Source organism: Streptomyces sp. NPDC052109, from assembly GCF_040680195.1.
Classification (GTDB): Bacteria; Actinomycetota; Actinomycetes; order Streptomycetales; family Streptomycetaceae; genus Streptomyces.
Genome location: NZ_JBFAWF010000011.1, coordinates 213,592 through 240,521, shown reverse-complemented (window position 1 = coordinate 240,521; position 26,930 = coordinate 213,592). Strand labels below are relative to the sequence as shown.

21 protein-coding genes, 1 tRNA gene and 2 pseudogenes are annotated in these 26,930 nt (G+C 73.0%); 14 read left to right on the top strand and 10 right to left on the bottom strand.

Annotation, left to right across the window (positions count from 1 at the left end):
• Positions 1-3: 3 nt before the first annotated feature.
• Positions 4-1,170 carry a GDSL-type esterase/lipase family protein gene (locus AB0L59_RS23455; protein ID WP_365586786.1) on the bottom strand — a complete coding sequence of 389 codons (1,167 nt, stop codon included), beginning with the start codon at positions 1,168-1,170 and terminating at the stop codon, positions 4-6.
• A gap of 34 nt (positions 1,171-1,204) precedes the next feature.
• Positions 1,205-1,774 (bottom strand): TetR/AcrR family transcriptional regulator, encoded by a 570-nt coding sequence (locus AB0L59_RS23450; protein ID WP_365586784.1) that lies wholly within the window; start codon positions 1,772-1,774, stop codon positions 1,205-1,207.
• A 288-nt stretch (positions 1,775-2,062) separates the two neighbouring features.
• Between AB0L59_RS23450 and proS the strand changes: the two genes are divergently transcribed.
• From proS to AB0L59_RS23430, 4 genes and pseudogenes are all read left to right on the top strand, one after another.
• On the top strand, positions 2,063-3,475 hold the full coding sequence (proS, locus tag AB0L59_RS23445) for a proline--tRNA ligase (RefSeq protein WP_365586782.1): 1,413 nt from the start codon (positions 2,063-2,065) through the stop codon (positions 3,473-3,475).
• A gap of 188 nt (positions 3,476-3,663) precedes the next feature.
• A pseudogene (locus tag AB0L59_RS23440) lies at positions 3,664-4,218 on the top strand (NAD(P)-dependent oxidoreductase); the annotation flags it as partial.
• 403 nt (positions 4,219-4,621) lie between these two features.
• Complete coding sequence (locus AB0L59_RS23435; RefSeq protein WP_365586779.1) at positions 4,622-5,575, top strand: LysR family transcriptional regulator; 954 nt, start codon at positions 4,622-4,624, stop codon at positions 5,573-5,575.
• 168 nt (positions 5,576-5,743) lie between these two features.
• Positions 5,744-7,705, top strand: coding sequence for a collagenase (locus tag AB0L59_RS23430; RefSeq protein ID WP_365586777.1), 1,962 nt, complete (start codon positions 5,744-5,746; stop codon positions 7,703-7,705).
• Positions 7,706-7,775: 70 nt separating this feature from the next.
• Here AB0L59_RS23430 and AB0L59_RS23425 read toward each other — a convergent pair whose 3' ends face one another.
• Positions 7,776-9,221 (bottom strand): glyceraldehyde-3-phosphate dehydrogenase, encoded by a 1,446-nt coding sequence (locus AB0L59_RS23425; protein ID WP_365586774.1) that lies wholly within the window; start codon positions 9,219-9,221, stop codon positions 7,776-7,778.
• Between the two features lie 184 nt (positions 9,222-9,405).
• On the opposite strand from AB0L59_RS23425, the gene AB0L59_RS23420 reads away from it, so the two are divergent.
• Positions 9,406-10,620, top strand: a complete 1,215-nt coding sequence (locus tag AB0L59_RS23420) for a hypothetical protein (RefSeq protein WP_365586772.1) — start codon at positions 9,406-9,408, stop codon at positions 10,618-10,620.
• On the opposite strand, the gene AB0L59_RS23415 is transcribed toward AB0L59_RS23420, so the two are convergent.
• Positions 10,587-10,940, bottom strand: coding sequence for a hypothetical protein (locus tag AB0L59_RS23415; protein ID WP_365586769.1), 354 nt, complete (start codon positions 10,938-10,940; stop codon positions 10,587-10,589). The two genes, AB0L59_RS23420 and AB0L59_RS23415, sit on opposite strands and share 34 nt — an antisense overlap.
• A 327-nt stretch (positions 10,941-11,267) precedes the next feature.
• Here AB0L59_RS23415 and AB0L59_RS23410 point away from each other — a divergent pair, with 327 nt between their 5' ends.
• Positions 11,268-11,513: a hypothetical protein gene (locus tag AB0L59_RS23410; RefSeq protein ID WP_365586766.1), complete on the top strand. Its 246-nt coding sequence runs from the start codon at positions 11,268-11,270 to the stop codon at positions 11,511-11,513.
• Here AB0L59_RS23410 and AB0L59_RS23405 read toward each other — a convergent pair.
• The gene (locus AB0L59_RS23405; protein ID WP_365586763.1) at positions 11,500-11,814 is read right to left on the bottom strand and encodes a hypothetical protein; all 315 of its coding nucleotides are present in this window, start codon (positions 11,812-11,814) and stop codon (positions 11,500-11,502) included. The two genes, AB0L59_RS23410 and AB0L59_RS23405, sit on opposite strands and share 14 nt — an antisense overlap.
• A gap of 236 nt (positions 11,815-12,050) precedes the next feature.
• On the opposite strand from AB0L59_RS23405, the gene AB0L59_RS23400 reads away from it, so the two are divergent.
• The 3 genes from AB0L59_RS23400 (at position 12,051) to AB0L59_RS23390 (ending at position 14,788) form a co-directional block, all read left to right on the top strand.
• Positions 12,051-12,371 (top strand): hypothetical protein, encoded by a 321-nt coding sequence (locus tag AB0L59_RS23400; RefSeq protein ID WP_365586760.1) that lies wholly within the window; start codon positions 12,051-12,053, stop codon positions 12,369-12,371.
• A gap of 123 nt (positions 12,372-12,494) precedes the next feature.
• Positions 12,495-13,325 (top strand): PP2C family protein-serine/threonine phosphatase, encoded by an 831-nt coding sequence (locus AB0L59_RS23395; RefSeq protein WP_365586758.1) that lies wholly within the window; start codon positions 12,495-12,497, stop codon positions 13,323-13,325.
• Positions 13,326-13,783: 458 nt separating this feature from the next.
• The gene (locus AB0L59_RS23390) at positions 13,784-14,788 is read left to right on the top strand and encodes an MASE1 domain-containing protein (protein ID WP_365586756.1); all 1,005 of its coding nucleotides are present in this window, start codon (positions 13,784-13,786) and stop codon (positions 14,786-14,788) included.
• A 75-nt stretch (positions 14,789-14,863) separates the two neighbouring features.
• Here AB0L59_RS23390 and AB0L59_RS23385 read toward each other — a convergent pair whose 3' ends face one another.
• Positions 14,864-15,202, bottom strand: coding sequence for a hypothetical protein (locus AB0L59_RS23385; RefSeq protein WP_365586754.1), 339 nt, complete (start codon positions 15,200-15,202; stop codon positions 14,864-14,866).
• A 132-nt stretch (positions 15,203-15,334) separates the two neighbouring features.
• On the opposite strand from AB0L59_RS23385, the gene selA reads away from it, so the two are divergent.
• Together selA and AB0L59_RS23375 are read left to right on the top strand one after the other, a co-directional pair.
• Positions 15,335-16,834, top strand: coding sequence for an L-seryl-tRNA(Sec) selenium transferase (gene selA, locus AB0L59_RS23380; RefSeq protein WP_365586752.1), 1,500 nt, complete (start codon positions 15,335-15,337; stop codon positions 16,832-16,834).
• A pseudogene (locus tag AB0L59_RS23375) lies at positions 16,834-18,576 on the top strand (SelB C-terminal domain-containing protein); the annotation flags it as partial. The gene selA and the pseudogene AB0L59_RS23375, both read left to right, overlap by 1 nt.
• Before the next feature lie 35 nt (positions 18,577-18,611).
• On the opposite strand, the gene AB0L59_RS23370 reads toward AB0L59_RS23375, so the two are convergent.
• Positions 18,612-18,704, bottom strand: a tRNA-Sec gene (locus AB0L59_RS23370).
• A 37-nt stretch (positions 18,705-18,741) separates the two neighbouring features.
• On the opposite strand from AB0L59_RS23370, the gene selD reads away from it, so the two are divergent.
• Positions 18,742-19,761 (top strand): selenide, water dikinase SelD, encoded by a 1,020-nt coding sequence (gene selD / locus AB0L59_RS23365; protein WP_365586750.1) that lies wholly within the window; start codon positions 18,742-18,744, stop codon positions 19,759-19,761.
• A 3-nt stretch (positions 19,762-19,764) separates the two neighbouring features.
• Here selD and fdh read toward each other — a convergent pair whose 3' ends face one another.
• Positions 19,765-23,025 (bottom strand): formate dehydrogenase, encoded by a 3,261-nt coding sequence (gene fdh, locus AB0L59_RS23360; RefSeq protein ID WP_365586747.1) that lies wholly within the window; start codon positions 23,023-23,025, stop codon positions 19,765-19,767.
• A 423-nt stretch (positions 23,026-23,448) separates the two neighbouring features.
• On the opposite strand from fdh, the gene AB0L59_RS23355 reads away from it, so the two are divergent.
• A complete protein-coding gene (locus tag AB0L59_RS23355) occupies positions 23,449-24,135 on the top strand; it encodes a haloacid dehalogenase type II (protein ID WP_365586865.1) in 687 nt (228 codons plus the stop codon).
• A gap of 227 nt (positions 24,136-24,362) precedes the next feature.
• Positions 24,363-24,905, top strand: coding sequence for a DUF4232 domain-containing protein (locus AB0L59_RS23350; protein WP_365586745.1), 543 nt, complete (start codon positions 24,363-24,365; stop codon positions 24,903-24,905).
• On the opposite strand, the gene nrfD is transcribed toward AB0L59_RS23350, so the two are convergent.
• Together nrfD and AB0L59_RS23340 are read right to left on the bottom strand one after the other, a co-directional pair.
• Positions 24,895-25,902 carry an NrfD/PsrC family molybdoenzyme membrane anchor subunit gene (gene nrfD, locus AB0L59_RS23345; protein ID WP_365586743.1) on the bottom strand — a complete coding sequence of 336 codons (1,008 nt, stop codon included), beginning with the start codon at positions 25,900-25,902 and terminating at the stop codon, positions 24,895-24,897. The genes AB0L59_RS23350 and nrfD overlap by 11 nt on opposite strands.
• Positions 25,899-26,915 (bottom strand): 4Fe-4S dicluster domain-containing protein, encoded by a 1,017-nt coding sequence (locus AB0L59_RS23340; protein ID WP_365586740.1) that lies wholly within the window; start codon positions 26,913-26,915, stop codon positions 25,899-25,901. The genes nrfD and AB0L59_RS23340 overlap by 4 nt, the downstream gene beginning before the upstream one ends.
• Between the last annotated feature and the right edge of the window lie 15 nt (positions 26,916-26,930).

Here is a 26,930-nt window from a genome sequence, read left to right as displayed (position 1 = left end):
GCGTCATGCGGCGCCGTCGCCGAAAGGGCCGCCCGGCGCGAACGCCAGTGCCGCGAACCGCTCGCCGATCCGGCGGTGCGCGGCGGCGTCCGGGTGGAGGCCGTCGGGCAGCGGCAGTTCGACGAAGTCGGCGTCGCCGTACAGCTCACGGCCGTCGAGGTAGTGCAGGCGCGGATCCTCGGCGGACCGCTCGCGCACGATCCGGGCCAGTTCCTGCCGGATGACACCCAGGGTGAGTTTCCCGGCCGCCTTCTCCGCCGGGTCCCCGCCGGCCAGGAACCGCAACTGCCCCTCGCCCAGGGCGGAGAAGTCCGGGACGGTGGGGCCCGGCGCGTCCTCGTGCATGGGGCACAGGATCGGCGAGACGACGAGCAGCGGAGTGTCGGGGTGCCCGTCGCGGATGGTGTCGAGGAAGCCGTGGACGGCGGGACCGAACGCGCGCAGCCGCATCAGATCGGCGTTGACCACGTTGATGCCGAGCTTGACGCTGATCAGGTCGGCTGGCGTGTCGCGCAGCGTGCGAGCCGTGAACGGATCGAGCAGCGCGCTGCCGCCCAGCCCCAGATTGATCAGCTCCACGCCGCCGAGGGACGCGGCCAGCGCCGGCCAGGTGGTGGTCGGGCTCGCGGCGTCGGAACCGTGACTGATGGAACTGCCGTGGTGCAGCCACACCGTGCCCGCCCCGTCCGGCACGGCCTCGACGGGCGCGTCGGTGCGCAGCTCGACGAGTTCGGTCGTCTCGTTGTGCGGCAGCCAGATCTCCACGACCTTGACGGCGTCGGGCAGCCCGGTGAAGCGCACGGTGCCCAACGGGCCCGGCCGGCGCTCGGTGGTCCCGGCGGACATGTCGATCGTCAGCGTGTTGCCGCCGGTGACCCGGCCGCTGCCGGCTGGACGTCCGTCGACGAGCAGGTCGTACACGCCGTCCGGAGACGGCGGTGCGCCGACATAGTTCCGTTTGGTCGGCAGGGTGTCCAGCTCGACCGTGGTCGCGCGGGTGCGGAACACCAGCCGTACGCCCGAGGGCTGGGACTCCACCATGGCCAGCTGCGGGTCGGCGCACTGTGCGCGGGCGCGGGCGGGCAGCCGGTGGGGCAGCAGTCCGTGTGCGGTGCGCTCCAGGTCCAGCGCACCGCGCAGGAGTTCCGGGGTGAGGGGGGTGGTGTGCAAGGTGTCGGCCTGCCTTCGCAGAGGTCGTGGGCGGTCAGTCGGTCGGCCAGTCGCGCAGCAGCGAGTCGAGGGCGTCCAGGATCCGTGTCCAGGACTCCTGGGAGTCGGGGGTGCTGTGGCTGAACCCGCCGGCCGTCTCCAGGCTGACGTAGCCGTGGAAGACGCTGCCGAGGAGGCGTACGGCGTGGGTCTGGTCGGGTTCGGCCAGGTCGTAGCCGCGCAGGATGGCCCGGGTCATCTGGGCGTGCCGGCCTCCCGCGCTCGCCGCTGCCGCCTCGGGGTCGAGCGGGTGGCGGGTCGCCGCATAGCGGCCGGGGTGGGCGCGGGCGTAGTCGCGGTAGACGTCGGCGAAGGCGACCAGGGCATCCTTGCCGGCCCGGCCGGCGAGCGCGTCGGCGGCGCGGTCGGCCAGCTCCTCCAGGGCGAGCTGCGCGATCCGGGTCTTCAGGTCCTGGGAGTTCTTCAGGTGTGAGTACAGGCTCGCGACCTTGACGTCGAACCGCCGGGCCAGCGCCGACACTGTCACCTGCTCGAAACCGAGTTCGTCGGCCAGCTCCGCGCCCGCACGGACCAGCCGCTCGGTCGACAGACCCGCGCGCACCATCGTCCCTCTCCCCTCTGCCAAAAGCGATTATGCAGCTTCCTAAAGCTTTTAGGCAAACAGAAGAGTGCTTTAGCCCGGAGGGAGGCCGGTCGAGCCGGTCAGCGGGCCGTGGACTCGCGGATCACGGGGGAGATCCGCGAGACCGCGCGACACGCCCCTCGCCACGGTGTCCGTCACACAGAACGGGCACGCTGCGCACCAGCTCCGCAGACAGGGGGCGACCCGGGACGCCGGCGCGGACCGTAATTGACTCGCAGACGGCAGGAACCGGAACCTACTCTGCCCGGCATGGCAAAGGCACCCGTTCTCACACCCCGGGCGGACGACTTCCCGCGCTGGTACCAGGACCTGATCACCAAGGCGGAGCTGGCCGACAACGGCCCGGTGCGCGGCACCATGGTCATCCGACCGTACGGGTACGGCCTGTGGGAACGGACGCAGCAGGAGATGGACGCCCGGATCAAGGCGACCGGCACTCAGAACGCGTACTTCCCGCTGCTCATCCCGGAGTCGTATCTGACCAGGGAGGCCGAGCACGTCGAGGGCTTCGCGCCCGAGCTCGCGGTCGTCACCCACGCGGGCGGCAAGGAGCTGGAGGAGCCCGTCGTGGTCCGCCCCACCTCCGAGACGATCGTCAACGAGTACTTCGCCAAGTGGGTCCGGAGCTACCGCGATCTGCCCCTGCTGATCAACCAGTGGGCGAACGTGGTGCGTTGGGAGCTGCGCCCGCGAATGTTCCTGCGCACGACGGAGTTCCTGTGGCAGGAGGGCCACACCGCGCACGCCACGTACGAGGAGGCGCGCGACTTCGCGGCACGCGTCCAGAACGAGGTTTACGGCGATTTCCTGCGCGAAGTGCTCGCCATGGACTTCGTCTCCGGACGCAAGACGGTCGGGGAACGGTTCGCCGGAGCGATCAACACCCGCACGCTCGAGAGCATGATGGGTGACGGCAAGGCCCTGCAGATGGTCACCAGCCACGAACTGGGCCAGAACTTCGCCAAGGCCTTCGACACGCGGTACGTGTCCAAGGACGGGCGGCAGGAGTACGTCTGGCAGACCTCCTGGGGCTCCACCACCCGCATGATCGGCGCGCTGGTGATGACCCACGGCGACGACGACGGGCTGCGCCTCCCGCCCCGCCTGGCCCCGGTCCAGGCGGTGGTCCTCGCCGTCAAGGGCGACGAGGAGGTGCTGACCGGCGTCCGCGCGATCGGCGACCGGCTGAGGAAGGCGGGCGTACGTGTCCACGTCGACGACCGCACGGACGTGCCCTTCGGCCGGCGCGCGGTCGACTGGGAGCTCAAGGGCGTGCCCGTACGGATCGAGGTGGGGCCGCGCGACGTGGCGAACGGCACCGCCGTGCTGGTCCGGCGCATCCCGGGCACGAAGGAAGCGGTCGCGGTCGAGGCGCTGTCCGCCCTCCTGCCCGGGGCGCTGGAGCAGGACCAGGCGCTGCTGCTGGCGCAGTCCCGCCGGCGTCGTGAGGAGCGCACGGCCGAGGTGACCACGATCGAGGAGGCCGCGGAGGCCGCGAGCACCGGCTGGGCACGCATCCCCTGGGCCACGCTGGGCCCGGAGGGCGAGGCCGCACTCGCCGAACGGGGCGTGTCGGTCCGCTGCCTGATCGCGGCGGACGGCTCGGTGCCCGAGAGCGACGACCAGCCGGGGAACGTGGCCCTCGTGGGGCGGGCGTACTGACGGACCGGCAGGCGGCGGCCGGGGCGCGCCCACCGGCAGAGGCGGTGTGCTCGCCGGAGGTTTTGGTGGGCCGCCGGCGGTGGCGGCGCCCATGCCGACGGCCCTGGGACAGGCGTGGGCAGCCGCGGCCCGCGACCGCCCGCAGCGCTGCCGCGCCCACGGGGCGGCCCCGCCGCGGGCGCCCCGCATGGGCGGCCGCTCACGGGATCCGCTACCTGGAGGGCGCCGTCATGACCCCCGCTCCCAGCACCGGAACACCCCGGGCGGTCTTCCTGCACAGCGGACCGCGGGCCCTGTACGAGGAGCACCGGCCCGTGCTGGCGACGCTGGGCGGCACACACACCCACCTCGGTGAGGAGATCGGGCGCGCCGCCACCTTCGACATCGCACTGCTCGACCTCTACCGGACGGCCATGGCGGGCTACGCGCACGCCGTGGCGATCGCCCGGGCGGAAGGGGTCACCGCCGGGGAGCTCGCACCCTTCGCACAGGGCATCGGCGCGATCCTGCCGCCCCTCATCGCCGAGTTCGCGCGGAACGCCGACGACGGCACCTGCTCCGGGGCGATCAGTCCCGTCATCTCGGCCGCCTCCACCATGGCCCACGTCATCGCCGTCTCCGAGGCCCACGGCATCGACGCCGGCGTGATGCGCGCCGTGGAAGGCATGGCCCGGCGCACCATCGGCCTCGGTCACGGCACGGACGGCTTCATCCGGGTCGCGGAGGTACTGGGCCGGCGGTGAGACGGAGCGGCCCGGTCGGGGGACGGGCGTGCCGGTCCGGTCCGGAGGCGGAGCGTGCGGGCCGGCCGGTGTGCGTCTCGCGGTGTGCCGCACTCGGCTCGGGGTGGGGGAGGGACGAGCCGAGGCGCGGCCGACGCGTTCGTGTCCCCTACGCGCGGCCGGCACTTCGGCACCGCCGTGACCGCGTCGGTCCATCCCCCGCTCACCCGCCGCCTCGGCTCAGCGGGCCCGCACGGGCCCGCACAGGTCGGCGGACCTGCGACTTGTGTCGGGCGCGCTGCAGTGCGACGCTTCGGTCCGCCGGTCGCGACCAGGGCCGGCGGTGGCTGTGAGCTCGGGTTTTGCCGGCGAGGCGGACATGTCCCCCTCGGACCGGCCGCGGACGGAGACGGGGAGTGGCGCGATGGAGCTGGAGCTGCGGCACCTGCGGGTGCTGTGCGCGATCGCCGACGCCGGGAGCGTGGGGCGTGCCGCGGTACAGCTCGGCTACTCGCAGCCCGCCGTGAGCACCCAGCTGCGGCGCATCGAGCGCCACCTCGGCGAGCCGCTGTTCGAGCGTGGCACGAGCGGAGTGCGGCCGACTCGGTACGGTGCCGAGATCGTCGCCCAGGCCCGCGACGTGCTGGCCCGCGCCGACGCCATCGGCCATCGCCCGGCCGCCGCACGGGCACGCCGTACCCTGCGCGTGGCGGCGACCAACTCGCCCATGCTGTCCGGCACGGTCTCCCGCGTCCGCGCCCGGCTGCCGGACCTGTCTCTCGCGGTCACCAGCGTCTACGCCTCCTCGCGGATCGTGGAACTGCTGGAGGAGGGCGCGGTGGACGCGGCCATCGCCGCCGACTATCCGGGCATGGAGCTGCGCCACTCGGGTGCGGTCAGGCACCGCGGGATCGTCACCGAGCCGACGTTCGTCGCCCTCCCCTCCAGACACCGGCTGCGCCAGTGCGCCCAGGTGCAGCTCGCCGACCTGGCGGAGGACGCCTGGTTCGTGACCCCCGACGACGGCGCCGGCTGGCCCGGAGTGTTCTACGACGCCTGCGCGGCGGCCGGGTTCACACCGGTCACCGTGCACGAGTTCCTCGGCGACCAGACCCAGCTGCAGAGCATGATCGCCGACGGCCTCGGGGTGTCCCTCGTGCAGCCGACGCTGCGGCCGATCCCGCACGTCGTGGTGAAGCCGTTGGTCGGGTCCCCGCTGTGGTGCCGCTATGTGCTGGCCTGGCGGACCGGCACCGTCACCGACGAGGTCGTGGAGGCACTCTCCCAGTCCGCCACCGCCGCCTACCGCGACCTCGTCGCCCAGGCACCCCATCTGCGGGCCTGGGCCTCACGCACCTGGAGCGCCGCGGGGGCGTAGCGGCCCCGCGCTCCCGCCGGCGGCGCTTCAAAGGCGCGCCGTGATGTTATGGCCGGGCAGTGACATGTGCTATGTCACACGGCATTGTTGGGGCGGGTGGCCCGCTGAGACAGTGCCTCACACGCCTCAACTCCCCACCGAGGCGCATCCCTTCGTGGAGGAATCAAGATGCGCTATCGCTTCGCGCTGCCCAGACGCATCCCCGGCCGGAGCCGTCCTCGTACGGCCGGACGCCTGGCCGGCGCCGCGGCCGTCTGTGTCACCGTGGCCGGACTGCTGTCCACACCCGCGCTGGCGGCACCGCAGCCGCCGCACGCCGGTGCTGCCGCCGCGCACCGGCAGCACTGGGCCAAGCCGTCGCCGACCGGTGCGACCACGGCCGGCACCGAGAATCCGGCGAGCCGGCCCCGGCGGCTCAGCCCGGCCCAACTCCCGCCCCTGCGGCCCCTGTCGTCCCGCCCGGCCCGCCGCGCGGCCAAGGTGGCGTCCTGCACTCCGGCCGACTTCGGCAGCCGTTCCGGCTCCGCACTCGTCGCCTTCGTGAAGGCCTCGCCCACGGACTGTGTCGACACACTCTTCTCGGTGACCGGAAAGGACGCGCACGACGTCTTCCGCCAGGCCCAGATGCTCAGCGTGGCCGCCGCGTACACCCGCACGGCCAAGCTGTACCGCGGCGACAACACCGGCGGCCTGGAGCAGCTGGTCCTCTTCCTGCGGGCCGGGTACTACGTGCAGTTCAACCACTCCGCCGACGTGGGCCCGTACTCCACCCGCCTCACCACGGCCGTCACGGCCGGCCTGGACGCCTTCTTCGCCCGGTCTCACTCCGGTGATGTCACGGCGGTGAACGGGGACATCCTCGGTGAGACCGTCATCCTCACCGACAGCACGGACCAGCAGGGCCGCTATCTGTCCGTCTACCGGCGGCTGCTGGACGACTACGACAGCTCGTACGACTCCGTGGACAGCATGGTCAGGGCCGTCAACGACGTCTACACGCCGCTGTGGCGCGGCAACTGGAACCCTGACTACGTCAAGGCGGTCGAGGCCGACCCGCGCATCATCGACACCCTGTACGACTTCGCCCTCGCCAACACCGACCAGCTCGGCACCGACCTGGCGTTCCTGGACTCCAACGCCGGGATGAACCTCGCCCGTTACGTCGAGCACCCCGAACTGCAGGACACCGTCCGCCCGTTGACCAGGGACCTGCTGGACGAGACCGCGATCACCGGTCCCACGGCGGGACTCTGGGTCGCCGTGGCCACGCAGGCGAACTCCTACGACGGCGCCAACTGCGCCTACTACGACGTCTGTGACCTGCCCGGCAAGCTGACCAGGGCCGTTCTGCCGGTCAGCCACCGGTGCGACGCGAACGTCAGCATCCTCGCCCAGTCGCTGACCTCCGCCGACCTCGAGGCCGCCTGCGCCAGCGTGCTGAACCAGAGCGCCTACTTCCGCGGCGTGGTGAAAGCCGACGCGGCGATACCAGGCCAGCACGTGTCCACCATCCAGCTCGTGGTCTTCGCGAGCCGCACCGACTACCAGACCTACGCGGGCCCGATCTACGGCATCGACACCGACAACGGCGGCATGACGCTGGACGGCGACCCGTCGGACCCGGCCAACCACGTGACGTCGATCATGTACCAGAAGCCCGAGGACGACGGTTTCACGGCCCGGATCTGGAACCTCAACCACGAGTACACGCACTTCCTCGACGGCCGCGACGACATGAAGGGCGACTTCGCCCAGGAGACCACCGTGCCGGACGTGTGGTGGATCGAGGGCGTGGCCGAGTACGTCTCCTACAGCTACCGGGGCATCGCCGACGACCAGGCGATCCAGGAGGCCGGCAAGCACACGTACGAGCTGAGCACTCTGTTCGAGAACACCTACGACAACAGCGATGTGACCCGCACCTATCCGTGGGGCTATCTCGCCGTGCGCTACATGGCCGAGAACCACCCCGACGACCTCCAGCGCATGCTCGCCCGCTTCCGCGTCGGTGACTACGCCGGCGGATACGCCGTCTACCACGACGGCATCGGCACCCGCTACGACGCCGACTTCGACCAGTGGCTCACGGCGTGTGCCGCGGGCGCCTGCGCCAAGCCCGTCAGGGCCTGAGCACGCGCCCAGCAGGACGGCCGCCGACCGGAACCCCCGGTCGGCGGCCGCAGTCCTGCGTCGGGAACCGTCAGACGGCCGTCGCCGGGTAGGTCGGGTACTCCACGCCCGACACGTGCTGGACGACGCGGACGACCTGGCAGGAGTAGCCGAACTCGTTGTCGTACCAGAGGTAGAGGATCGCGTTGTCCCCGTCGACCTTCAGGGCGCCGGCGTCCACGATCGAGGCGTGGCGCGAGCCGATGAAGTCGCTGGAGACCGCGTCGGGCGCCGTGATGAAGTCGATCTGGCGCTTGAGCGGCGAGGTCAGCGACACCTCGCGCAGGTAGTCGTGGACCTCCTCGCGGGTGGTCTCGCGGGCCAGCTGAAGGTTGAGAATCGCGATAGAGACGTCCGGCACGGGGACGCGGATCGAGCTGCCGCTGATCTTCGCCTTGAGGTCCGGCAGCGCCTTGGCGACGGCGGAGGCTGCACCGGTCTCGGTGATCACCATGTTGAGCGGCGCGGAGCGGCCACGGCGCTCGGACTTGTGGTAGTTGTCCAGCAGGTTCTGGTCGTTGGTGAAGGAGTGGACGGTCTCCACGTGGCCGCGCAGCACGCCGTACTCGTCGTCCATCGCCTTCAGCGGCGGGACGATCGCGTTGGTGGTGCAGGAGGCGCAGGAAAGGATCTGCTCGTCCGGCTTGATGGTGTCGTGGTTGACGCCGTGCACGATGTTCGGGACGTCGCCCTTGCCCGGCGCGGTCAGCACAACCTTCTCGATGCCGGGACGCAGGTGCTTGGACAGGCCCTCGCGGTCGCGCCACTTGCCGGTGTTGTCGATGAGGATGGCGTCCCGGATGCCGTACTCGGTGTAGTCCACGGCCGACGGGTCGTCGGCGTAGATCACCTTGATTTCGTTGCCGTTGGCGACGATCGTGCTGCTGTCCTCGTCGACCGTGATGGTGCCCTGGAACTGGCCGTGGATGGAGTCGCGGCGCAGCAGCGAGGCACGCTTGACGATGTCCTGGGCGCCGCCGCCGCGCACGACGATGGCGCGCAGCATGAGGCCGTTGCCGGAGCCGGCCTTCTCGATCAGCAGGCGGGCGACGAGCCGGCCGATCCGGCCGAAGCCGTACAGGACGACGTCGCGGGGCTCACGGCGCTCGATCTTGTTGGCGCCGGTTGCGCCGGCGACGGCCTCGGCGGTGAACTCCTCCACGCTCAGACCGCGCTCGTCGGCCTTGTAGGTGGTGGCCAGCATGCCGAGGTCGATCTGGGAGGGCCCGAGGTCGAGCGTGGTCAGGGCCTTCAGGAAGGGCATGGTCTCGGTGACCGACAGCTCGGCGCCGGCGATCTGCCGGGCGAAGCGGTGCGTCTTGAGGATGCTGACCACCGACTTGTTCACCAGGGAGCGGCTGTGCAGCAGGACGGTGACGTCCCGCTCGCGGTGCAGCTTCCCGATGAGCGGGATCATCGACTCCGCGATCTCCTCGCGGATCTTCCAGTTGGTGAACGAGTCGTCGTTGACAGTCACGGATCCATCTTTCGAGCTAGGCAGCGCTCATATGGTAACCACACACCTCAAGTGGTCCGTGCCGGGGTGACGGAGTAAGGGATTTGCACTGATTCCTTGACTGATTCCTGATTCAGGGTGGAAGTCCGTAAGAAACCCGAGTCGCGGATTGCACGTCTTACCTGGCGTGCCCAAGGTCAAAAGAGTGAGCACCTCCTCCGTACCGCGGCCCGAGTCGGCCGCCGCCCCGTCCCGGCCCCTGCGCCCGCCGACCCTGCCTCGGATCGCCCGGCGCCAGTTCCCCGAGGGGGCGCTCCCTGCCCTCGCCCTCTTCGCGGCCGTCCGGTTCGCCGGGGTCCTCACGGTGATCCTCGCCAACGCGGTCCGGGGCCATCCGCTCGTCAAGAGCCTGGCGCACTCCTGGGACTCCCGCTGGTACCTGCACATCGCCGCCCACGGCTACGGCGACAAGATCTGGATCAGTCCGCAGGGCGCCGTCCAGGCCGACTGGGCGTTCTTCCCCCTGTACCCGGGCCTGATCAGGGCGATGACCACCGTCCTGCCGTTCCTCACCCCAGGCCAGGCCGCGCTGCTCATCGCCTGGAGCGCGGCGGGCGTGGCGGCGTACGGCGTGTACGTCATCGGCCACCACCTCTACGGGCGCGGCGTCGCCACGGCGCTGGTCGCGCTGTGGGCCGCCCTGCCGCACTCCGTCGAACTGACCATCGCCTACACCGAGTCGCTGTTCGCCGCGCTCGCCGTCTGGTCCCTGTACTGCGTGCTCAAGGGCCGCTGGCTGTGGGCCGGCGTCCTGGCCGCGCTGGCGGGGCTGTCCCGGCCCAGTGGTTTCGCCATCGCCGTGGCCGTGTCCCTCGCCGCCGGCTACGAGGCGCTGCGGCAGCGCGGCCGGGTACCGGCGAGCCTGTGGGCCGGTGCCGTACTCGCCCCCCTGGGCTGGCTCGGCTATGTGCTGTGGGTGGGCAGCCAGACGGGCGACCTGCTCGGCGGCTACTTCAAGGTGCAGAGCGCCTGGGACTCCCGCTTCGACTTCGGCCTCGGTTCGGCGCGCTTCCTGAAGACCCTGCTGGTGCACGGCGGCGGGGTGGTCTATCCGGCGGCCCTGGTGATCGTCGCGGCAGGCGTCCTGCTGTTCGCGCTGCTGTGCCTGGAGCGCGCCCCGCTGGCCCTGGTGGTCTTCGCGGGGGTCCTGATCCTGCTCGTGGTCGGCGGCTCCGGGTCGTTCTCCTCCAAGCCGCGATTCCTCCTGCCGGCCTTCCCGCTCCTCATCCCCATGGCCCGCGCCCTGACCCGGACCTGGCGGGTCCGGCCGGCCCACGCCGTGGTCGTCTACGGCGGCCTCACCGTCGTGTCCCTGTTGTTCGGTGCCTACGTGACGGCGGTGGCCCGCTCCCCGCTGTGAGCCATCGCCGGCCCGTCACGCGGGTTGCCGCGCCCGCCCTGCCGTGCGCCGCCCGGAGCGGCGAGCGCCGAGGTCGCCGGCAGGGTGCTGCTACAGACCGGCGAGCGGTAGCCGAGCCCGCCGTCGATCGCGGCGCCGCCCAGGCCCGGAGCGAGGGCGGCGCCGACGTTCGATGAGGACCTCGCGAACGCGCCCGCGAGGGACGAGGAGCAGCCACCGGCCCAGGAGCAGCGCGGCCCCGCCCCGGCCAGGGCGGGCAGGGGCCGCCGGCTCGCCGACGTCACCCCGGCGAAGGCCCCGGCGCCGAACAGCGCCGGCACGCCCGTACCCAGCCGGCACCGAGTCCGGTCACCCCGCGTGGCCGGCGGTGCGGGACAGGTGAGCGGGCGCAGCACCCGCGGTTCCGCCCGGACGCAGGCGCCGGGCCGTCCGCCTCGGTACGGCTGCCTCGGTACGGCCGCCCGGCACCCGACCGGGCGATGGCGACCGGCGGGCGCGCCCACCACGCAGGTCGGCGTGGTGCCGCCGTGCAGGACGGAGGTGGCCCTGAGCCTGGCGTCCGGAGCGGCCAGAGCGAAGGGCGTCAGGACTCCACACACCGTGTCGTGGGCGGGTTGCGAGAACGCGGACCCGCGAAGTACACGCCGGTGAGTGAAGTCGCATCGGACATCCAGTCGCGCGCGGGCCACTGCGTGCGGAACGGCGGTCCGGTGGTGGCGTACGGCCCCGGCCTTCAGGCCGGCACCGGAACGACGACCAAGCGCCACCGGACGGCCGGTGGCGAGCGCCTGGATGCCTCGGGACTGGAAACGGGCGGCACGCCGGCGCGGGAGCGCACGGGCATGCCACCCGGTTTCGGACTGCTGAACGCCGCTGCGGTCAGCGCGGGTTGAAGACGACGCTTGCGAAGCGCGCGCCGCTGGGCGCCGAGTTGCCGGGGGCGAGCCGCAGCGCCGTGCCCTTGCACTTCTTCTGCGTGTAGACGACCAGCGGCTTCTTCATCTCGTTGCGCGCGCCACGCGCTTCCTGGGCCATGTCGAAGCACTTGTGCTCCGGCGGGTTCTCGATGGAGTACGCCTTGCCCTTGGGGCCCAGCCAGACGAACGTGCCGTTCGCGGCGAACGCGGCACCGGTGGTGGTCAGAGCGAGGACGAGCCCGCCGAGAACGGCGACGAGCGGACGGCCGAGGCGCATGGAGAGGTCCTTCCTGAGGGGTGAGCAGGGCAATGGTCGGGAAGCGGACCGAAGTCGCAGCCGTAATCTCCCACTACGGCCCGGCGGGACCCCGGCCCCGACACGGTCGGTTACGCCGTTCGGGGGACGGGCGGATCGACGGCCCCCGAAACCCCACTGCGGCCCCAACTGCGCGTGGGCGTTGTGCGAAGACCGTGAATCGGGGTAGGCGGGGGACGTCCGAGGAAAGGATCGTCATGACGACCTACGTGATCAGCGTCCCCGGCACCTTCACGGGCGACGTCGGGACGGACACCCGTACCCGCCTGGCCAGGGCACTCAGCCCCGCCGACCCGCACGGCACCCGCATGGGCAGCGCCGAGGGCCTGGACGTGCTCAGCGTCAACGAGGACAACACCTTCACGCTCCGCCTGACCGTCGAGTCGGACACCGGTCCGCACGCCGAGCAGGAGGCCCGGCAACTCGCCGACTCGGCCCTCAGGGACGCCGGACTGGACGAGCACAGCGCGCCCCTGGGACCGGCCGTGATCACCGGGATCGACTCCGAGGTGCGCTGACCGGGAGCAGGACCGCGTCACCCGCTCACGGGGCGAGATCATTCGGGTTGGGTAAAATCTAGACATTTGCCGCACATTCAGGCGGCAGGCCGCCGCAGGCCACCACCCCGCCGGAAGTGACCGATGCCCCGCAAGCGCTCCACGGACGACAGCGACGAACTGCTGGCCAGGCTCGGCTCGCTCACCGCCCAGGCACGCGAGCGCGCGGAGCTGCAGCGCACCCAGGTCGAGCTGGCCATCGCCCTGCAGCGCGGCATGCTGCCCCGGGACCTGCCCAGCGCACCCGGACTGCACCTCGCCGTCCGCTACACGCCCGCCAACCTCGGTCTCAACGTGGGCGGCGACTGGTACGACGCGTTCGCCCTGCCCGACGGCCGGATCGGGCTGTCCATCGGCGACGTCCAGGGGCACAACATCGAGGCCGCCGCCTTCATGGGCCAGGTGCGGGCCGGACTGCGCGCCCTCGCCTCCGTGACCGGAGAGCCGGGCGAACTTCTCGCCCGCACCAACGACCTGCTGCTCTCGCTGGGCACCGACCTGTTCGCCACCTGCACCTTCATGCGGCTCGACCCGGCCACGGGAGGGCTGGAGAGCGCCCGGGCCGGTCACATCCCGTTCGTGTGGGCCACGGCGGACGGAAAGTCCGGCGTCGTCGACGACGAGGGAGGGCCGCCGCTCGGCATCGACAAGGGCATGGAGTACCCGGTGAGCAGGCACCGGCTCACCACGGGCGGCGTGTTCGTCCTGCTCACCGACGGCGTGGTGGAGGGCCCCTCGCTGAACATCGAGGACGGTCTCGACCAGGTGGTACGGCTCGCCGGCATCGCCGCCGTCGCCGGTCTGGCGGCCCACGCGCTGGCCGCCGCCGTGATCAAGGGCGCGGAGAGCGTCGGCCACGAGGACGACGCCGCGGTCCTGGTCGTCGGCCTGGACGACCCCGGAAGCCAGCCGTGACGGGCAGCCCGGACCGGTTACCGCGGACGCGAACCCGGTTCCGGTCCTCGCCCCCCCGACCGGCGAGTGGGAAGACGGACGCGGAGGGCGACCGACCGTCGCCCGCGGCCGCCGTCCGCGTCCGCAGGCGCGAGGACGGATGTGCGCGGGGACGGATCCTGCACGGCGGCCGTTGCCGGCCCGGGCCGGCGAGCGGAGACGGGCCCAGGTGAGCGGCCGCGGGCGGCCCGGGCCGTCCGGGCGAGGACGGACTCCGGGTGAGCAGCCGTGGACGGCCCCGGCCGGCCAAGGCGAGTACGGACCCGGAAAACCGCCATGGCCGTCCCCGGCCGGCGCCGGTCCAGCCCCGATCGCCCAGGTCGGCCGACGCCCCTTGCGCATGCCGTCCGGATTCAGCCATAGAGCCGGACGGCAGCGGCTCTCGCCTCGCGACCCGGGGCCGGCGGTGTGAGATTGCTGTGGTGGGTACCGAGGTTCTCCGCCGTCCGGGCGGGTACGCCGTCCAGGTACTGGCCGTCGCGGCCTGCTACTACGCCGCGGCCCGGCTCGGACTCCTGCGCCAGCTCTCCGTCGAGGGCGCCGTCGTCACCCCCATCTGGCCACCGACCGGCGTCGCCGTCGCCGCCCTGCTGATCCTCGGCCTGCGCTGCTGGCCCGGGATCACCCTCGGCGCCTTGTTCGCGGTGATGTCCCTGACCACGTTCCGCGTCGACGTGCTCGGCACCCTGGCCGGCCAGACCGCCGCACCGGTGTGCGCCGCCCTCCTGCTGCGCCGGGCCCGCTTCCACACCGATCTGGGCCGGCTGCGCGACGGTCTCGTCCTGGTGTTCCTCGGCGCGATGAGCGCCATGCTGATCAGCTCGACCGTCGGCGTCGGCCTCCTCGTCCTCGCGGGCAAGCTGAACGCGGCCCACTTCTGGCCCGTCTGGCTGGCCTGGTGGGTGGGCGACGCCATGGGCGTACTGCTCGTCACCCCCCTGCTGCTGTCGCTGCACGGCGCGCGCTGGCCGCCGCCCCTGGCCCGCTGGAAGGAGGCGACCGCCCTCGCAGTCGTCGCGTGCATTCTGGTGCCGGTCGCCATCTACACCTCGATCAGCCCGCTCTTCCTCGTCTACCCGCTCATCATCTGGGCCGCTCTGCGCTTCCAGCTCGTGGGCAGCATGCTGTGCGCGCTGCTGACGTCCGTGCTGGCCACGGTCGCGGCGACCGACGGTGCCGGGTCATTCGCCGGGCTGAGCCCGATCGAGATCATGGCGAAACTCCAGGCGTTCAACGGCGCGATGGCCCTGACCGCACTCCTGCTGTCAGCCCTGATCACCGAGCAGCGCAACACCCGGCGCTCGGTGGAGAAGGCCTGCCAGGAACTGGTGGAGGTCCTCCAGCACCTCACCGCCGGCGAAGCACCGCCGCCACGGGCACAGCCGGGTCCCGAGGGCGCGGGCGAACCGGACGACCGGCCCTGACCCGGCCGTACCCCCGCAGCGGTCCGGGTGCACCGGCCGGGACCGGGACGGTTCCGGTTCACCGGCCGGACCGGTTCACCGCTCCACGTCGTCGCTGCCCGACTCCGACGAGCCCGAACGCGACCGGACGTCGCGGGGCGTGGGCGTCGGCGGGTGCGCGGAGCCGGTGGCGCCGGGCGCGCCGCCGCTCGTGCCGTAGCCGCCCGGGATGCCTGGCGGCATGTCCGCGGCGGCCTCGGCCTCGCTCACATGGCGTCGGGCCCGGACGCCCGGCCGGCGCTCCGGGTACGGGTAGTCGAACGGCTGGGCGGAGGCCCGTTCGCGCTCGGCCTCGCGCTGCCTGTGTGCGGCCCGCTCGGCGGCGGTCGCGCCCTCTTCCGGTTCGGTGTCGTGCATGCGGTCCTTGTCCTTCATGCGGCGCCGGGTACCCGGGGGGTGCCCGGCGCCAACCCCCTCCCGGCGTGTCGAACGGGCGGTCCGGGGCACTGGGAGACGATGGGCGGAGCCCGGACGGGCCCGGGGGCGGACCGGAGGGACAGGCGCGGCATGGAGCAGCGGACGGGGAGCGCGGCGGACCGGCGGACCGGAACGGCCGGGCCCGGCTCCACCCGCGCGCAACGGCGGGACGGCACGGCGGCACGACCGCAGGACCCTCCGGTACGACCACAGGACCTCACGGCACGGCCGCCGGACGACGCGGAACGGCCCCCGGGTCCCGCCGTAGGCCCGGCCCCCGCCACCGACGCGCGCCGCCGCATCCCGCGCACCGACCAGCTGCTGCGTGACCCCCGGCTGTCCGTGGCGGCGAGCCGGCTCGGCGCCGGCGTGGTGAAGGCCGCCGTACGCACGGCGCAGGAACGCGCCCGCGAGGGGCACATCCCGCCCGAGCAGGTGCCGGAGACGGCCCTCGCCCTGCTGCCCGGCACCGCGAGCGGCCTGCGCCCGGTGCTCAACGCCACCGGGGTGCTGCTGCACACCAACCTCGGCCGGGCCCCACTGTCGGGTGCCGCCCGGCAGGCCGTCCAGGAGGCCGCCGGGCCCACGGACGTGGAGCTCGACCTGGCGACCGGCGCGCGTGCCCGCCGCGGCCGCAGCGCCCTCGCCGCCCTGCGCGAGCGCGTGCCGTCCGCCGGGGACGCACATGTCGTCAACAACGGCGCCGCCGCACTCGTCCTCGCGGCCACCGCCCTCGCGGCCGGCCGGGAGATCGTCGTCAGCCGGGGCGAGATGGTGGAGATCGGCGACGGCTTCCGCCTGCCCGACCTGCTCGTCTCGACCGGCGCCCGGCTCCGCGAGGTCGGCACGACCAACCGCACGACCGCCGCCGACTACGCGGCCGCGCTCGGCCCCGACACCGGGTTCGTGCTCAAGGTGCATCCGTCCAACTTCCGCATCACCGGCTTCACCCGCTCGGCCGAGATCGGCGAGCTCACCGGTCTCGGCGTCCCGGTCGTCGTCGACATCGGCTCCGGACTGTTCGCCCCGCATCCCGCGCTGCCCGAGGAACCCGACGCCGAGACGCAGCTGCTTGCCGGTGCCTCGCTGGTCACCGCGAGCGGCGACAAACTCCTCGGCGGGCCCCAGTGCGGACTGCTGCTCGGCGACGGGGACCTGGTCCGTTCCCTCGCCCGGCATCCGCTGGCCCGCGCCCTGCGCGTCGACAAGCTGACCCTGGCCGCCCTGGAGGCCACCCTCACCGGCCCGCCCACCCCGACGGCCCGCGCCCTCACCGCCGACCCGGCCGGTCTCCACGCTCGCGCAGACCGGCTCGCCGCCGTCCTCGCCGCCGACGGGATCGACGTACGGGTCGTCGGGTCCGCCGCGACCGTCGGCGGCGGAGGCGCCCCCGGAGTGACCCTGTCCAGCGCGGCGCTCTCCCTGCCCGAGCCGTACGCAGCCGCCCTGCGTACGGGCCCCGACCCCGTCGTCGGACGGCTGGAGGCGGGCCGCTGCCTGCTGGATCTGCGCGCGGTGCCCGAGCAGGACGACGAACGGCTGGCCGCAGCGGTGCGGTCGGCCCGGCCGGCCCGGGAAGGGCGGGCGTGATGCGGGTGCTGGCCACCGCCGGCCACGTCGACCACGGCAAGTCCGCCCTGGTACGGGCCCTCACCGGCATGGAACCGGACCGCTATGCGGAGGAGCGCCGCCGGGGACTCACCCTCGACCTGGGCTTCGTGTGGACGCGGCTCGGTCCGGACGGGGAGCAGCTCGCCTTCGTCGACGTGCCCGGGCACGAACGCTTCGTGCCGACCATGCTGGCCGGTGTGGGGCCGGTGCCCGCCGTACTGTTCGTGGTCGCCGCCGACCAGGGCTGGCAGCCCCAGTCCGAGGAGCACCTGGCCGTCCTCCACGCGCTCGGCGTCCGGCACGCCGTTCTCGCGGTGACCCGCAGCGACCTCGCGGACCCCGAACCCGTACGCATCGACGCCGTCGACCGGCTGGCCCGGACCTCCCTCGGCAAGGTGCCCGCGGTCGCCGTGAGCGCCGTCACCGGTGCCGGACTCGACGAGCTGCGCGGGGAACTGACGCGACTGGCAGGCGAGTTGACCGATCCCGATCCCGGTGCCGACGTACGGCTGTGGCTCGACCGGGCGTTCACCGTACGCGGGCACGGCACCGTGGTCACCGGCACCCTTGCCGCGGGGACCCTGCGCGTCGGCGACCGGCTGGTCACCGGGGACGGCTCCACCGTGCTCCGGGTGCGCGGCCTGCAGAGTCTGCAGGAGGAACGGACGGCGGTCAGCGGAGTGGCCCGCGTGGCGGTCAACGTGCACGGACCTGGCGACGACCGGCTGCGCCGGGGCCAGGTGCTGCTGACCCCGGACCGCTGGCTGCGCGGCGAGGTGCTCGACGTACGGGTCACCGGCGAGCCGGTGGCCGAGCTGCCCCGTCAGGTCACCCTGCACATCGGCACCGCCGCCGTCCCCGTCACCGTCCGCCCGCTCGGTGAGGACACCGCCCGGCTCGCCCTGGCCCGGGGCCTGCCGCTGCGGGTCGGTGACCGCGCGGTGCTGCGCGAACCGGGCGGCAGCCGCACGCCCTGCGGGGTCACCGTCCTCGACATACGGCCGCCCCGGCTGACCCGGCGCGGCGCCGGCCGGGCCCGCGCCGCCGAACTCGCCGCCCTGACCGGCCGCCCCGACGGCACCGCCGAACTGCGCCGCCGCAAGCTGATCCGGCGCGCCGACCTCCTCGCGATGGGCGTCCCGGCCCCCGCCGAGCCCGTCGCGGGGGACTGGCTGGCGGACGACGCGCACTGGACCGGACTGAAGGACCGGCTGGCCGGCGAGGTGGAGCGGTACGCGAAGGAACACCCGCTGGAGCCGGGCCTGCCCGCCGAGGCGGCCCGCCGGCTGCTCGGCCTGCCGGACCGGGCCCTCGTCGACGCCCTGGTCGAGGCCGTACCCCGACTCCGGGGCCGGCAGGGGCGGTTGTACGCGGCCGGCAGGCTCCGGCCCGCCCTGCCCCCGCCCGTCCAGGCCGCCGTGGACGCGCTGCGCAAGGACCTCGGCCATGCGCCCTTCCGCGCCCCGGAGGCCGGCCGGCTCGCCGAACTGGGCCTGGACCGAAGGGCGTTGGCGGCCGCCGTCGCCTCCGGCGCGCTGCTGCGGATCGCCGACGGGATCGTGCTGCTGCCCGGCGCCGACACCGATGCCGCCGCCGTGCTGCGCACCCTGCCCCAGCCGTTCACGCTTCAAGAGGCCCGGCGCGCGCTGGACACCACCCGCCGGGTGGCCGTACCGCTGCTGGAGTTCCTGGACGCCCGCGGCCACACCGAGCGGGTCGACGACCAGCGCCGGCGCTGCCGCGGCGACGCGCTGCACGGAGGCGGACGGGAATCGAACCCGCCGGCCCGAGATCCTCGGGCCCCTCGGTTTTGAAGACCGGGAGGGCCACCAGGCACCCACACGCCTCCACCGCTCGTCAGGCTACTGCCCCAGGAGACCGCGGATATGACATCGACATCCCCATCCGTCCGTGAGGCGCCCGTCCGGCTCACCCAGTACGCCCACGGCGGCGGCTGCGCCTGCAAGATCCCGCCGGGAGAGCTGGAGGAGGTGGTCGCCGGGCTGACCGTGCCGGCGCTCGCCGGGGGTGACACCCCGCTGCTCGTCGGGCTCGCCACCGGCGACGACGCCGCGGTGGTCACACACCGGGGCACGGCGGTCGTCTGCACGGCCGACTTCTTCACCCCGGTCGTGGACGACCCCTACGACTGGGGACGTATCGCCGCCGCCAACGCCCTGTCCGACGTGTACGCGATGGGCGGCCGGCCGGTCCTCGCCCTGAACCTGCTGGCGTGGCCGCGCGACCGGCTCCCCTTCGACCTGGCCCGCGAGGTGCTGCGCGGAGGCCTGGACATCGCCACCGAGGCCGGCTGCCACGTCGGCGGCGGGCACAGCGTCGACGACCCGGAACCGAAGTACGGCATGGCCGTCACCGGCCTTGCCGATCCCGAGCGGCTGCTGCGCAACGACGCCGGACGGCCCGGGCAGCCGCTGTCGCTGACCAAGCCGCTCGGCGTGGGCGTGCTGAACAACCGGCACAAGGTCACCGGCGAGCGGTTCGAACAGGCCGTCGCCACGATGACGGCGCTCAACCGGGACGCCTCGCAGGCCGCCCTTGCCGCCGGGGCCACCTGTGCCACCGACGTCACGGGGTTCGGTTTCCTCGGCCATCTCCACAAGCTGGCCCGCGCCTCCGGCGTGAGCGCCGTGGTCGACACCGCCGCCGTCCCGTATCTGGACGGCGCCCGGGAGGCCGTACGGGACGGGTACGTCAGCGGCGGCACCCGGCGCAACCTCGAATGGGTCGCCCCGCACACCGACTTCGGGGACACCGACGCCGACACCCGGCTGCTGTTGGCCGACGCGCAGACCTCCGGCGGGCTGCTGGTCGTCGGCGAGGTGCCCGGGGCGCCGGTGGTGGGGGAGCTCGTACCGCGCGGCCCCCACTCCCTCGTGCTCAGGTAGCACTCAGGGTTCGGTACCCGTGTGCTGGTCGATGCCCGCCCGGGCCCGGTAGCCGCGCACCAGCTCCACCGAGGCCGGACCCCGCGGCCGGCGGCCCGGGCGGATGTCCACGGCGAACGCCTTCGACTCCTGGATGTGCGTGTTCGGGTCCAGGGACAGATGCAGCAACTCGTTGGCCGCGTCCCCGGTGCTGTAGCCGTTGGGCCCCCAGTGGTACGGCAGCCCCACCTGGTGGAGCCGGCGCCCCTGCACCGTCAGCGGCGCCATCCGGTCCGTCACCAGCACCCGGGCCTCGATCACCCCGCGAGCGCTGACGATCGTCGCCCACCCGGCGTGTTCCAGGCCACGCTCGGCCGCGAGCTCCGGGGAGACCTCGCAGAAGAACTCCGGTTGCAGCTCGGCCAGATACGGCTGCCAGCGGGACATGCCACCCGCCGTGTGGTGCTCGGTGAGCCGGTAGGTGGTGGCCACGAACGGGAACACCTGTGAGCCGGGCTCGTCGCCGCTCGGCTGGTAGCGGTTGTCGGGGATCGGCGTGATCAACTGCCGCACCGGGTTGCGCTGCTGGGCGTAGAGCAGGTTCGGGAACGGCGAGTCCTGCGGCTCGTAGTGGGCCGGCAGCGGTCCGTCGGTCAGTCCGGACGGCACGTACAGCCAGGCCTTGCCGTCGGCCTGCATGATGAACGGGTCGGTGCCGGACAGTGCCTCCGGGCCGGTCGCGCCCTCGGGCGGCTCGTGGTCGGGTGACTTGTCCTTCTTGAAGTCCGGTACATCGTGCCCGGCCCACTCGCCCTTGTCCGGGTCCCACCACACCAGTGCCTTCCGCTCGCTCCACGGCCTGCCCTCGGGGTCGGCGGAGGCGCGGTTGTACAGGATCCGCCGGTTGGCGGGCCAGGCCCACGCCCACTCGGCCGCCACCCAGTCCTGCTCCCGGCCCGGTGTGCGGCGGGCCGCCTGGTTGACGCCGTCGGCGTACACACCGCAGTAGATCCAGCAGCCGCAGGCGGTGGAGCCGTCGGGCTTGAGCTCCTCGTACGAGGAGAGCGGGGCGCCCTCCGCGTCATGGCCGTTGACCTCGGCGAGCACGGCCTCCGCGCTCGGTTCGGCGTGCCGGCCCCTCGTCGGATAGTCCCAGGTCAGGTCGAGCACCGGCCGGTCCATCTCGTCGGCCGACCCGGCGAGCTTCTCCCGGATGATCCGGCCCAGGTGGTAGGTGAACCACAGATCGCTGCGTGCCTCGCCGGGCGGCTCGACCGCCATGTGGTGCCACTGCAGCAGCCGCTGTGTGTTGGTGAAGCTGCCGTCCTTCTCGGTGTGCGCGGCGGCCGGCAGGAAGAACACCTCGGTGCGGATGTCCTCGGTGCGCAGCTCGCCGGTCTCGATCTCGGGCCCGTCCTTCCACCAGGTCGCCGACTCGATCAGCGAGAAGTCGCGCACGACCATCCAGTCCAGGTTCGCCATGCCGAGCCGCATCACCTTGGAGTTGGCGTTGCCGACCGCCGGGTTCTCGCCGTACAGGAAGTAGCCCTTGCAGGTGCCCTCCAGCTGGGCCATGGCCGTCTCGTACGCCGAGTGGCTGCCGGTCAGCCGGGGCAGGTAGTCGAAGCAGAAGTCGTTCTCGGCCGTCGCCGCGTCACCCCAGTACGCCTTGAGCAGGCTCACCAGGTACGAGCGCATGTTGCCCCAGTAGCCCTTGTGGGCCGCCTCTGCCTGCACGAACGCGTCCAGGCCCTGTTTCTGGTGGGCGTGCGGCATCGGGATGTAGCCCGGCAGCAGGTTGAACAGGGTCGGGATGTCCGTGGAACCCTGGATGGAGGCGTGCCCGCGCAGCGCCAGGATGCCGCCGCCCGGACGGCCCATGTTGCCCAGCAGGGTCTGCAGGATGCAGGCGGCCCGGATGTACTGCACTCCGACCGTGTGCTGCGTCCAGCCGACCGCGTACGCGAACGCCGTCGTCCGCTCGCGTCCCGAGTTCTCCGTGACCAGCCGGCACACCTGCAGGAACAGGTCCTGCGGCACTCCGCAGACCTGCTCCACCATCTCCGGCGTGTAGCGGGCGTAGTGCCGCTTGAGCACCTGGAACACACAGCGCGGATCGGTCAGCGACTCGTCCCGCTCCGGCTCGCCCTCGCCGATCACCGCGCCGCCGGCGCCGTGCGCCTCGCCGCGTGCCGCCTCGGTCACCGAACTGCCGCCGCCGGTGCGCTCCTCGTACTCCTGGTCGCGCTCCCCGGACGCCGCCTGGATCTCACTGCCCTCGTACTGCCAACTGCTGTTGTCGTAGGAGCGGTTGTCGGTGTCGAGGCCGGAGAAGACACCTGCCAGGTCCTCGGTGTCGTGGAAGTCCTCGCGCAGGATCACCGGGGCGTTGCTGTAGGCCACGATGTAGTCGCGGAAGTACTTCTCGTGCTCCAGCACGTAGTTGATGATCCCGCCGAGGAAGGCGATGTCCGTGCCCGCGCGCAGCGGAACGTGCACGTCGGCCAGCGCACTGGTGCGGGTGAACCGCGGATCGACGTGGATCACCTTCGCGCCCCGCGCCTTCGCCTCCATCACCCACTGGAACCCGACCGGATGGCACTCGGCCATGTTCGAGCCCTCGATGACGATGCAGTCCGCGTGCTGCAGGTCCTGCTGGAAGGTGGTCGCGCCGCCGCGTCCGAACGAGGTTCCCAGACTGGGAACGGTGGAGGAGTGTCAAACACGCGCCTGGTTCTCGATCTGGATCGCTCCCAGCGCCGTGAACAACTTCTTGATGAGGTAGTTCTCCTCGTTGTCGAGCGTGGCCCCGCCCAGACTCGCGATGCCCCGGGTGCGCCGGGTGCGGGTCTCGTCGACCTCCCACTCCCAGCCCGCCCGGCGCGCCTCGATCACCCGGTCGGCGATCATGTCCATCGCCGTGTCCAGGTCCAGCCGCTCCCACTCGGTGCCGTGCGGGCGCCGGTAGAGGACCTGGTACTCACGGGCGTCCCCGGTGGTCAGCTGCAGGCTGGCCGCGCCCTTGGGGCACAGCCGCCCGCGCGAGATCGGGGAGTCCGGGTCGCCCTCGATCTGGGTGACCTTCTCGTCCTGGACGTACACGTTCTGGCCGCAACCCACCGCACAGTACGGGCAGACGGACTTCACCACCCGGTCCGCCGTGGCCACCCGGGGCTCCAGCCGCCCGCTCTGCCGGCTCTTCGCCGCGGCGCCCCGGCCCAGCGGATCGGTGCCCCTCAGCTGGCGGTAGACCGGCCACGAGTCGATCCAGGTGCGCACGCCCACAGCCGCTCCTTCCGCTCGGTCCCTCGATTTTCCCGCATGTGTGCGGCCACGGCATCTCCCGCCCCGGTGAGCCGCGGAGTACCCCGGCCGGGCGCGGCCAAACGGACCCGGCAGGTGTGGGGACCCCGATCCGGGGGACTCCGCCGCTGCGGGGTGTCGGCCTACGGACCGTGCCGGGGTGGCCGTAGGGTCCGGGTGGTCACGGCCCCGAGCAAGGTGACGGGAGTGATCGCACGAGCGTCATGGGCGTCGGGGAGAAGGCGGCGGCGCGGTGAGGCAGCGTCACATCTTCGGGACCGTCTTCACAGTGGAATCGATCGTCGCGGGCTGCGTGTTCCTGGTGATCCTCGGCCTGCTCGCCCGGGTCCTGGTACGGCGGCGGACCGAGGTGTCCGACCGGCCCGAGGCCCGCGCCGGGAGGCGATCCCCTGGCCCGCTGGCCGCCCCCGCATCCTGCTGTTCGACGTCAACGAAACGCTCACCGACATGTCTCCGCTCGCCGGCCGCCTGGAAGAGGTCGGTCTCCCCGGCCGCCTGCCGGCCGCCTGGTTCGCCGGGGTGCTGCGCGACGGCGTGGCCCTGACGCTCGCCGGGGGCCACGCGTCCTCCGCGGCCGTCGCCGGGGACGGGCTGAGGGCGCTCGCAGCGGACGAAGCGGGCGCCACCGACGCGGAACAGGCCGCGGCACATGTCCTCGCCGCGCTGCCGGAGTCGCCCCTGCACTCCGACGTGCCCGGCGGAGTACGAGCCCTGCGCGCTGCCGGGTTCCGGCTCGCCACCCTGACGAACGGCTCCGCAGACACCACCCGTGCGGTGCTCGACCGGGCCGGACCGAACGACTGCTTCGACACACAGCTGGACGTCACGGGCCCGGGCCGCTGGAAGCCCGCTCGCGTGGCCTACGTCCACGCACTGGACGCCACGGGTGTGCCGGCCGGTGCGGCACTGCTGATCTCCGTGCATCCCTGGGACATCGACGGCGCCGCCCGGGTGGGCCTGGCCACCGCCTGGCTGCGGCTAACGGCCCGCCCGTACCCCGCGACAGCCCGCCCCGCCGACCTGACCGTCACCGCGCTGCCGGACCTCGCGGCCCGCGTCGCGGCCACGTGAGCGGCGCTCCTCGCCGCCGTGGCCGACTCTTGCGCCGACCACGCCGTGCCCTGACCGCTCCGGCCGGGGCCCGCCCGGGAGGGCGCCGGTCCGGCGGCGACCGTCATCGGGTGCGGCCCGCCCGCCGGCCGAAAGTCTCGCGACCGCGAACTTTTCCCCCCGTGCACGCATCACATCCGGATGGAAGGCAACTTGCACAGTCGGGAACGAAGGGACGCACACCCGTCATGATTCGTCAGCACTTCGTACGCGCCACGCTCGCCGCGACCACCGTCGCCGGACTGGGGATCGCCGGCGCCGGGGTGGCACAGGCCTCCGGATCCGGTGCCGTGGCCGGCACACCCACCTGCGCCGTCTCGGGGCTGACCGCCTCGTTCGGAGAGACCCTGGCCGGCGGCATGAACCACCAGGGGGTGGTGGTGAAGCTGAAGAACACCAGCGCGCACACCTGCCTGCTGCGGGGCTACCCCGGCCTCGGCCTGGAGAACGCCTCGCACCGCACGCTCCACTCGACCACCCACTGGGGCGACACCTGGTACGCGAAGAGCCCTGCCAAGACCACCCTGACGCTCCGCAAGGGCCAGAGCGCCGAGGCGGTCATATCGTGGACGCACGCCAACACCGGCACCTCGGGCGCGGTCCACGCCGCCTACCTGGACGTCACCCCGCCCGCGGCGACCAGCCACAAGACGCTGAAGTTCCCGCAGTGGGTCGACTTCGGCGACCTCCGGGTCACCGCTCTCGCGTACCGGATCCACGTCAACCCCTGAGCAGTCGCTCCCGCTGCGGCACGACCGTGTACTTCGGGTCCTCGGCGGAGACAACCCCGGCGTGGAACACGCCGAAGCGCAGGGCCGCCGAGCCAGTGAGCAAGGCGGCTCCGGCCGCCAGGGCCAGGCGCCGGTCCCGCCCGCCGAACAGGGCGAGGGCCGCGCCGCCCGCCGTCAGCACCTCCGCCGCGCGCACCAGCAGGTGCGGCCTGCCGTGCTCGAAGGGCTCCGCGGCCAGGCCCATGCGCCGCCTCATCGCCTGGAACGCGCTCAGCTCCAGGGCCGCCCCGAGCACGGCCAGCCGACGGGCCGGCCCGGCCTGAGCGGTCGGCGCCGCGGCCAGGGCCAGACCGGAGGCAGCGGTGGCGGCGGAGCCCGCGAAGACGAACGGCAGCTCGCGGTATCCCTCGTGCCAGGACGGCACCGCCGTGTCCGAGAGCAGTACCGCCGTGTAGGTCGCCACCGCCGGGCCGAGCACGGCGGCAGCCGCGGTGGCGGCCGAGCCCAGCAGCCGGTACCGGCCCGCCACCTCGGTCGCCGCGGCGGCCAGCGTGAGCGGGGCGTACCCCGCCAGCAGCCACGAGCCCACGCTCATCGGGGACGTGGGCTTGAAGACGCGCAGCATGTTCAGGAACCGGCCCGGCCTGCCCAGGTCGTGGACGAGCGCGGCCAGCGACAGGGAGATCGCGCCGGCCGCCCCGAGCTTCGCGGGAGCCGCGAGCCCCGGCCGCCCGGTGACCTGGCCCCCCGCCGCGAGCAGCGAGGACGCTCCCGCCAGGCCACCGAGATACAGATATCCGGCGATGTCCGGCGCCCTCCACGTCGGCTTGTTCAGCACGGGTTTGCCGTAGTACGAGGAGAACTCCGCCTCGGGCACCATCGGCCGTTCGCCGCGCCCGCGCCGTCCTCTGCGGCGGCCCGCGCGGGCACCGGTCGGGGCCTCCCGGCCGGGCCGTGCGCCCTGGACACCGTCCCGGGTGACGTCGGACTCGCTCATCGCGGCCTCCTCACGAAGCTGCCCAGGGCCAGGGCCATCAGCGAGCCGGCGGCCAGCGCCGCGTGCCGCCACATGTCCGGCAGGTCCCGGGTGGTGACCACCGGGTCGGGCGGAAGACCGTAGACCTCGGGCTCGTCCAGCAGCAGGAAGAACGCGCCGTCGCCGCCGACCCCGTCGTCCGGGCTCTCGCCGTACAGCCGCGCGTCGGCCACGCCGGCCGCGTGGAGCTGCGCCACCCGCGTCCGCGCCCGCTCCCGCAGCTCCTCGAGCGGGCCGAACTGGATGGAGTCCGTGGGGCAGGACTTGGCGCAGGCGGGCTCCATGCCGACGCCCAGCCGGTCGTAGCACAGCGTGCACTTCCAGACCCGGCCGTCTTCCTCGCGCTGGTCGATGACGCCGTAGGGACAGGCGGGCACGCAGTAGCCGCAGCCGTTGCAGACGTCCTCCTGGACGACGACCGTGCCGAACTCGGTGCGGAACAACGCCCCGGTGGGGCACACGTCCAGGCAGGCCGCGTGCGTGCAGTGCTTGCACACGTCGGAGGCCATCAGCCAGCGCAGTTCGGTGCGGCCGTCCGGGGAGACGGGGGAGATCTGCCCGGCGGGAGCGCCTGTGGGCGCCTGCCCGGGCGGGGGAGTGGTGGCTCCCGGGCCGGGAGAGGCCGCGTCGGTGCCGAGCTGCGCGGCGGCGGCGAACACGTCGACGTCGTCGTGTGCCACCCCCGGCTCCTGCCCGCCGAACGGCTTGCGCTGCTCGATGAAGGCGACATGCCGCCAGGTGTCGGCGCCCAGCCCCTGGGTGTTGTCGTACGACATGCCGGTCCATACGAGACCGTCCTCCGGGATGGCGTTCCACTCCTTGCACGCCACCTCGCACGCCTTGCAGCCGATGCACACCGAGGTGTCGGTGAAGAAGCCCATCCGCGGCGGGGCGTCCGGATAGCCGGAGGCGCCGGCCACGTCCGGCTGCGGGCCGTACAGCGGGTTTCCGCCTACCTCGGCGCCGTCCCTCATCGCCGTACCTCCTTG